The following is a 5,196-nucleotide window of genomic DNA, read 5'->3' as shown; positions in this document are numbered from 1 at the left end:
GCAAACAACTCACTCCGCAACACCACCACCCGCACCGCATCCTCCAAACTCAACACCCCCGCCACACACGCAGCAGCCACCTCACCCTGCGAATGCCCCACCACCACATCCGGCCGCACCCCCACCGACTCCCACACCGCAGCCAACGACACCATCACCGCAAACAACACCGGCTGCACCACCTCAATCCGCCCCAACCCCTCCCCACCACCCCGCAACACCTCCACCACCGACCACCCCACCAACCCCCCAATCACCTCATCACACTCAGCCATCCGCCCCGCAAACACCGACGACTCCTCCAACAACCGCCGCCCCATCCCCACCCACTGACTACCTTGACCAGGAAACACAAACACCACCCCCCCCTCAACACCCACCTCACCCACCACCCCACGCCCTACCCCATCTCCACCCTCACCCGAAGCAATCCCCCTCAACCCCGTGATCGCCTCATCACGATCCCCCGCCAACACCACACCCCGCACCCCATGCACCGCACGCGAACCCACCAACGAACCCGCCACATCACCAACCACCACATCACCAACCACCTGGCCCCCCCACCACTCAGCCAACCGACCCGCCTGACCCCGCAACCCATCCCAACCCCGACCCGACACCACCACCGGCACCACACCACCAACAGGACCACCAACCGACTCCGCCACGGTGTCCGACCCACGCGCTTCCGGAGCCTGTTCAAGGATGACGTGAGCGTTCGTACCACTGATCCCGAACGACGACACACCAGCCCGACGCAACCGCCCCCGATCCGGCCAGTCCTGGTTGGCAGTCAGCAGCTCAACAGCACCGGCCGACCAATCCACATGCGACGACGGGGTATCCACATGCAACGACGCCGGCAACACACCATGCCGCATCGCCAGCACCATCTTGATCACACCAGCCACACCAGCAGCAGCCTGCGTATGACCGATATTCGACTTCACCGAGCCGAGCCAGAGCGGGCACTCTTGGCTACGGCCCTGCCCGTACGTGGCGAGGAGCGCCTGGGCTTCGATCGGGTCGCCGAGCCGGGTTCCGGTGCCATGGGCCTCGACCACGTCCACCTCATCGGCACCAATGCCGGCGCTGTTCAACGCCTGACGGATCACCCGCTGCTGCGACGGACCATTCGGCGCCGACAGGCCGTTACTGGCGCCGTCCTGGTTCAGCGCACTGCCCCGTACCACCGCCAGCACCCGATGACCGAGCCGCCGCGCATCCGACAGCCGCTCCACCAACAACAACCCGACACCCTCACCCCAACCCGTCCCATCAGCAGCCTCCGCAAACGGCTTGCAGCGGCCGTCCGGCGACAGCGCCCGCTGTCGGCTGGTCTCCGTGAAGAGTCCCGGACCGGCGACCACGGTCACCCCGCCGGCGAGGGCGAGTGAGCAGTCACCGTTGCGCAACGCCTGCGCCGCCAGGTGCAGCGCCACCAACGACGACGAACACGCCGTATCCACCGTCACCGCCGGGCCCTCGAAGCCGAAGGCGTACGACACCCGCCCCGACACGACACTGCTCAGCCCACCGGTGTGCAGATAGCCCTCAGCCTCCGGAGGCATCTGACCGCCCAGCCTGGTCAGATAGTCCTGACCGGTCACCCCCACGAACACACCCGTGTCACTGCTCCGCAGGCTGGTCGGGTCGATACCGGCGTCCTCCAGCACCTCCCACGACGCCTCCAGCAGCAACCGCTGCTGCGGATCCATCGCCAACGCCTCACGCGGAGAAATCCCGAAGAACGCCGCGTCGAAACCCGCAATGTCATCGAGAAAGGCGGCTTCGCGCACGTATGACTTGCCCGGCTGATCAGGGTCCGGGTCGTACAGACTCTCCACGTCCCAGCCACGGTCGGCAGGGAACTCCCCCACCGCGTCGGAACCGGACTCCACGAGCCGCCACAGATCCCCGGCCGACGCCACACCACCCGGATACCGGCACGCCATCCCCACGATCACGATCGGCTCTCCGGCCGCGTCTTCGAGGTCGCGCAGGCGGTCGCGGGTCTCCTGCAGCTCTACTGTCGCCCGCTTCAGGTACGACCGCAGCTTCTCTTCGTTGGTCATCGTGGCACCAGCCTCAGTCCCGCGAGTCGAACTCGCTGTCGAGCGTGCTGAACAGTTCTTCGTCGGAGATGGAGTCGACGTCGATCGCGGCTCGCTCCGGATCGCGCTCCGACCGGCGGTACTTGTCGACCTTGCGCAGGATGCGCTGCAGTCGCGCGGCGACCTCCGAGTAGTGGTCCGGTTCCTGATCGAAGGCGGCGACCGCCGTCTCGATCGCGTCCAGTTCCGCCAGCACGGGGATCGCGGGTGCGGACGACTCGGGATACATCTGGGTCCGCAGCCGTCCGGCCAAGGCGTCCGGCGTCGGATAGTCGAACGCCAGCGTGGCCGGCAGTTGCAGGTCCGTGGCCGACGCCAGCCGGTTCCTCAGCTCCACCGCGGTCAGCGAATCGAACCCCAGCTCCTTGAACGGACGCCCGGACGTGATGGCCGCCGTGTCCTCGTGCCCCAGCACCATGGCGACGCTGCGGCGCACCACGTCCAAGAGCGCGGCGTACCGCCCGGAGTCGTCGAGCCTCGAAAGCTGCGTGACGAGGGATGCCTCGCCGCTGTCTCCGGGAGCGTCGGGCGCGGCGGTACGCCGGACCGGGATCCGCACCAGTTCGTGCAGGATTTCCGGCAGGGTGCCGGCCGTGGCATGTGCCCGTAGCGCGGCGGCGTCCACCACGGCCGGCGCCAGTACCACGTGGCTGTCGGCCATTGCGACGTCGAACAGCTCCAGAGCCGTCTTGGTGGGCATCGGCCGGATGCCGGCCCGGGACAGCCGGGCGAGGTCGGCCTGTCCAAGGCGTGCGGTCATCGCGCTTGCCTCCTCCCAGTGCCCCCAGGCCAGGGACGTCGCGATGAGCCCGTGTCCCTGCCGGTACAGGGCCACGGCGTCCAAGAAGGCGTTGGCGGCGGCGTAGTTGGCCTGCCCCGTTCCGCCGACCGTCCCGCTCAGGGCGGAGAACATGACGAACGCGTCCAAGTCCATGTCGAGGGTGAGCTCGTGCAGGTTCCAGGTCGCGTCCACCTTCGCCGCCAGCACCCGATCCACCTGCTCGGACGTCATCGTGGCGACGGCGGCGTCATCGAGGACACCGGCGGCATGCACTACAGCCGACGGCTCGCCAGTCCTTTTCAGCAGTTCCGCCAGAGCTTCCCGGTCGGTCACATCGCACGTCGCTACCTCTACCTCGGCGCCGGCCTCGGACAACCGGGCCACCAACTCACCCACGCCCTCAGCCTGATCACCGCGCCGCGACACCAGCAGAAGACGCTCAACGCCGGCCCTGGCCAGGTGCTCGGCCACGGCCGCGCCCGCCATGCCGGTACCGCCTGTGATCAGCACCGTCCCGAGGCGGCCAGCTCCCCCCGTTCCCACGGCTGCACGATCGGTACGGCGCAGCCTCGGCACCCATGGCCGTCCCACGCGAAGCGCCACTTGAGAATGCCCGGCGCCGACCAGGCCCGGCAGCAGTTCCAACGAGGCCGGATCGTCATCGACATCCACCAGGAAGACCCGTCCCGGATGCTCGGTCTGCACGCTCCGGATCAAGCCCCACACCGCCGCGCCCGCCAGATCGGTGGGAGACTCGCGGGCGTCGACTGCTACCGCGCCGCGGGTGAGGACGACCAGCGTCTCGGCGGTCAGCTCACCGGCAAGCCATCGCCGCACCGTGCCCAGCACGTCGGTGACCAGGCCATGTGTGTCCGCCACCACGTCACCACAGTCACGGGCGGCGACCACACACACCGTCGTCGCATCCGTGGGTGCGCCGAAGAGCCGCTCGACTCCTTCGACCAGTTCGGGGTCGCCGGCCAGATCCCGCACCGCCCACCCGTGCGCCCGCTCGTCCCGGCTGATCTCGGTGGTGGCCCAGCCCACGTGGAACAGCTCACGACCGTCGTCGTACGTGTCACCGAGCTGCTCGGCCAGAACCGGGCTGGTAACGATCTGCTCGATCTCGAAGACCACCGCGCCGGAGGAGTCGGCACCGACCATCGTGAGGGACTGCTCGCCGGTACGGTTGACACGTACCCGTACCGCGCGGGCGCCGGTCGCATGGACCTGCATTCCGGCGAACATAAACGGCAGCGACACCCCGTCATCCGAATTCCCCGCGTCGGCGTTCGCGGCGGCGGCGAACAACAGCGAGTGGGCAGCGGCATCCACGAGTGCCGGATGGACCAAGAACCCCTCGGTAGGCTCCTCTGCGGGTAGCGCCACTTCGGCGAACACGTCACCGTCGCGCTGCCACACCGCGCGCACTCCGGCGAAGACAGGTCCATAGGCGTATCCCGCCGCGGCGAGCCGCTCGTAGACGCCATCCACCGACACAGGTACGGCGCCGACCGGCGGCCACTCGGCAAAGTCGTCGGTCGGGACCTCGCCTGGTTGTTCCGGGGCAAGCCGACCGCGCGCGTGGCAGCGCCATGCCTCGTCCGGCGAGAGCCGGGAGTGGATGCTGACCTCGCGCGTTCCACCGACGTTCTCGTCAGGGCCTCCGACCACGACCTGTAGCTGCACCTGTCCCCGGGACGGCAGCGGCAACGGGGCCTGCAACGTCAACTCCACCAGCCGGGTGCAGCCGACCCGATCGCCTACGGACAGGGCGAGTTCAGCGACCCCGGTTGCCGGAAGCAGCACCCGATCCAGCATGACGTGATCGGCCAGCCACGGATGCGAGCCCAGTCCCACCTCGCCCGACAGCAACAAACCTCCCCCGTCTGCGACCTCCACCAGCGTACGCAGCAGCCGGTGCCCGAGCTCGTCGCGCTCGGTCTCACTGCGACTCGCGAGCCAATACCGCTGGTGCTGGAAGGCATAGGTGGGCAGCGGAACGGTCCGGGTGCCAGGCAGTAACCGGCCCCAGTCCACGTCCATGCCGTGGACGAAGCCGGTGGCCAGTCCGGTCAGCAGACGGGAGGGACTGTCATCGTCACGACGGCAGAGATGGGTGACGAACCGCCCGTCCACGCCTGCCACCTGCTCGATCGCCGACGACAGCACCGGGTACGGCGCCAACTCCACGAAGCCCGTAGCACCCAGCTCCACCGCCTTGGCAACCGCGTCAGCGAACCGGACCGGCTCCATCACCTGACGCACCCAATACTCCGGATCAGCCAACGCAGCAGG

At 68.4% G+C, this 5,196-nt stretch carries 2 protein-coding genes; both read right to left on the bottom strand.

What is annotated here, in order from left to right:
* The coding region (locus tag ACFVUT_RS37480; protein ID WP_389671148.1) for a type I polyketide synthase at nt 1-2,078 on the bottom strand (2,078 nt) is incomplete at its 3' end.
* A 13-nt stretch (nt 2,079-2,091) separates the two neighbouring features.
* Nucleotides 2,092-5,166 (bottom strand): type I polyketide synthase, encoded by a 3,075-nt coding sequence (locus tag ACFVUT_RS37475; protein WP_389671146.1) that lies wholly within the window; start codon nt 5,164-5,166, stop codon nt 2,092-2,094.
* Between the last annotated feature and the right edge of the window lie 30 nt (nt 5,167-5,196).

Origin of the sequence: Streptomyces sp. NPDC058051 (assembly GCF_042885475.1) — a bacterium.
Classification (GTDB): Bacteria; Actinomycetota; Actinomycetes; order Streptomycetales; family Streptomycetaceae; genus Streptomyces.
The sequence above is the reverse complement of the archived record's forward strand: the minus strand, read 5'-3'. Positions and strand labels throughout refer to the sequence as shown.